This is a genomic window from Staphylococcus sp. HMSC34C02, assembly GCF_001838705.1.
GTDB lineage: Bacteria > Bacillota > Bacilli > Staphylococcales > Staphylococcaceae > Staphylococcus > Staphylococcus borealis.
Window position 1 is genome coordinate 4,823 of sequence record NZ_KV838577.1, and the last position, 2,499, is coordinate 7,321.

General features: G+C 35.3%; 4 protein-coding genes. 2 read left to right on the forward strand and 2 right to left on the reverse strand.

The window, feature by feature from the left end; all coding sequences use genetic code 11:
* Positions 1-488, forward strand: a 488-nt coding sequence (locus tag HMPREF3239_RS05700; protein ID WP_141763595.1) for an LPXTG cell wall anchor domain-containing protein, incomplete at its 5' end; no start/stop codon positions are given.
* 126 nt (positions 489-614) lie between these two features.
* Here HMPREF3239_RS05700 and HMPREF3239_RS05705 read toward each other — a convergent pair.
* Positions 615-995, reverse strand: coding sequence for a hypothetical protein (locus HMPREF3239_RS05705; RefSeq protein ID WP_070855012.1), 381 nt, complete (start codon positions 993-995; stop codon positions 615-617).
* 233 nt (positions 996-1,228) lie between these two features.
* On the opposite strand from HMPREF3239_RS05705, the gene HMPREF3239_RS05710 reads away from it, so the two are divergent.
* Positions 1,229-1,603, forward strand: a complete 375-nt coding sequence (locus HMPREF3239_RS05710) for a MarR family winged helix-turn-helix transcriptional regulator (RefSeq protein WP_070855013.1) — start codon at positions 1,229-1,231, stop codon at positions 1,601-1,603.
* Between the two features lie 80 nt (positions 1,604-1,683).
* On the opposite strand, the gene HMPREF3239_RS05715 is transcribed toward HMPREF3239_RS05710, so the two are convergent.
* Entirely contained in the window at positions 1,684-2,334 is a 651-nt protein-coding gene (locus HMPREF3239_RS05715; RefSeq protein ID WP_053030011.1) for an SDR family oxidoreductase, read from the reverse strand.
* Positions 2,335-2,499 lie beyond the last annotated feature (165 nt).

A 2,499-nucleotide genomic window follows, 5' to 3' on the forward strand; every position in this document is an offset into this window, starting at 1 on the left:
AAGATCCAGATAAACATCAAGCTGAAGATAACGACATGGGATTCAATGGTTATGCAGAGCAACACGGGTTAGTTAATCAAATATCTAAGACGAACGCACAACAAGATCCAGATAAACATCAAGCTGAAGATAACGATATGGGATTCAATGGTTATGCAGAACAACACGGGTTAGTTAATCCAACATCTAAGACAAACGCACAACAAGATCCAGGTAAACATCAAGCTGAAGATAATGACATGGGATTCAATGGTTACGCAGAAAAGCATCATTTAGTTAAACAACAAGCGCAGTCACCACAATCACAAATGAATACACAACTTAGTAAACAAGCAACTCATTCTCAACAAGAAGCGAGTCAATCTTCATTACATCACGAATTACCTATGACGGGCGAACGCACTTCAACAACACCATTTGTTTACAGTATTTTAGCTTTTATATTAGGTGTAGGTGTAATTAGCCTTAGACGTCAACTTATGAAATAAACAATAACTATATTTTTCTAATTATCTGTTACTTTTATTACTAAAGCATTTCTTTTATGCATATGATAAGTAAAGAAGCTATCGCAATAGGTGGTCTCACCTAGCGATAGCTTCTTTTTTATAATTCTAAACTAATAAGAGTTTAATGCCTCTAACGATATTTTGAATGAATAAATACACACCGACTAAACCTAGTATAACGGCAACTACCCATGAACCAAATACAACCCAACTATCCATATTTGTTGAAGCATTGCCCATTAAGCTAGCAGATATCATCAATGCGAACGGCGCTAATGCAAAGCAAATCCAAGTTAAAATATGGTTGAACAACGCTTTACGTGCGTGGGTTGATACTGGTTGGTCAGCGATGATCCACATTACAATTGGTAATAGTACTGGTGCAAAGAATACGCTTAAATAACTAATAGACGATGCAATATTTTCATTTCTGCTACCGTAATCGTCGTCATGTCTGTAGTTATATTTGTCTTTTACATCTTCCATAATCACTCACCTCAATTATATGTAAACATATTTAACTTAAGATTTTTAGGGAGAAAGCCCAAAATTACAACTCTGTAAGTTTCGGGAGCGTTCAACTCATTTGTCTATCTAACGCTATTATGATTAACGCTACCAATGTTAAATTAATTATTTAGTTCATTATGTCGCTAGCTTATTTTATTTATTGTTATAATATTAAAAAATAGACTAAGAAATAATTGTGAGGCATAACTATGGCAAATGAATTAGTAAATGAATGGTTAGAATTTACATCCATATACAATAACGTTTCAAAGCAGTTAGAACACGATTTAATGTCTCACCATCATCTTGCATTAAAAGAATTCTATGTCTTAATGTATTTAGATTGTGCAGAACATCATCAATTACCGTTGAAAGTGTTACAAACGAAAGTTGGTCTGAGTCAAAGTGCAATGTCTAGATTAGCAACAAGAATGGAATCAAAAGATTGTGGTGTGATACGACGACAAGGTTGTAGTGAGGATAAACGTGATGTTTACGCTGCTATTACAGATAAAGGACGTCATTTCTATAACGAAGTTAAAGTCACTTTTGAAAATACCTTACGTGATGTGTTCAAATCATAACACGAAACCCATGGTAGCGAGATAACACTCATATCGCGTGCATTATCTCCCCCATGGGTTTCTCTATATTATAAACTATCTTATTTTAATTGTTCTAAGGCTTCTCTAATAGTAGTATCACCTGATTGAATATAGACCACTTGTTTATCTAATTGCGTTATATCTAATGCGTTGATTAATGTTGTTGCAACATCATCTCGTGGAATTGTGTAACCATTTGGGTCTCCTTCAATTGAGAAAGAAGCATCGATTTTGCCAGTACCTTCATCATCTTGTAATGGTCCTGGACGTACGATGGTATAATTCAAGTCTGATTGTTCAATATAGTAATCAGACATATGTTTGGCAACAGCGTAAGGTCTCATCACATCAGACTCGTTATCTGGGTCTGGACTATCTGTTGCACTTAATTGCACTAATTTTTTCACGCCATTTTTACTTGCTGCATCGACCACTTTTTTAGAACCCCAAAGGTCAACAAGAAGTGTCTTATCTGCGCCAGTACTTCCGCCCGAACCTGCAGCAAAGATAACAGCATCAACATTGTCAAACGCATTTGAAATGTCACCTTCTAAATCTGCTACAACTACTTTGTCAGCACCTGTATTTTCAAGTTCTGAAACTTGCGCTTCTTTACGTACTAACGCAACTGAACTATGTTCGGTATCTTTTAATTGTGCAATCACTTTACGTCCTACCGCACCATTTGCACCTACAACTAATACATTCATTCTATATCTCCTCTCTTTTTGAAGATACACACCCACATTCATGCATGTGCATGCATTTTATTAACTACTATATGTATTACCGACTCTCTATATTTTAAACATCTCTATATAAAAAGCGTCCGGGACAAAATTAATATAATGAAGCTATTTTGCAAATTCGCAGTA

Excerpts from the sequence above, each read along its gene's own strand:
- HMPREF3239_RS05705 (WP_070855012.1), bottom strand. The coding sequence starts at position 995 with ATGGAAGATGTAAAAGACAAATATAACTACAGACATGACGACGATTAC.
- HMPREF3239_RS05710 (WP_070855013.1), top strand. The coding sequence starts at position 1,229 with ATGGCAAATGAATTAGTAAATGAATGGTTAGAATTTACATCCATATAC.
- HMPREF3239_RS05715 (WP_053030011.1), bottom strand. The coding sequence starts at position 2,334 with ATGAATGTATTAGTTGTAGGTGCAAATGGTGCGGTAGGACGTAAAGTG.